Genomic DNA, 348 nt, shown 5'->3' on the forward strand with positions numbered 1-348 from the left:
GGCGCCAATGCGGTGGTGCTGGCCGTCGCGGCTGTTGTGATCGTGGCGGCGGCCACCTCGGCCGACGAACCGGCGACGGACGCCGCTCTCGTGGCGGCGCAGACCGACTCGGGCTCCTCGAGCTGGGCCGCGCTGCTGGGCGCGGCGATCGCGGTCGCGGGCTCCTCCATCGGCGCGGCGATCGCCGTGGCCTACACGGGCGCGGCCGCGCTGGCGGCGATGAGCGAACGGCCCGAGCTGTTCGGCCGGGCGATGGTGATCGTCGGGCTCGCCGAGGGCATCGCCATCTACGGCCTGATCATCGCGGTGATCCTGATCGGACGTGCCTGATGGCCCACGTGGCCGTCC

1 protein-coding gene is annotated in these 348 nt (G+C 74.1%); it reads left to right on the forward strand.

The window, feature by feature from the left end; genetic code table 11:
- Nucleotides 1-330 (forward strand): ATP synthase subunit C (locus Q0L15_RS22745; protein WP_296607137.1); only part of this gene is annotated, 330 nt, incomplete at its 5' end.
- Nucleotides 331-348 lie beyond the last annotated feature (18 nt).

Origin of the sequence: Nocardioides sp., from assembly GCF_024509035.1 — a bacterium.
Classification (GTDB): domain Bacteria; phylum Actinomycetota; class Actinomycetes; order Propionibacteriales; family Nocardioidaceae; genus Nocardioides.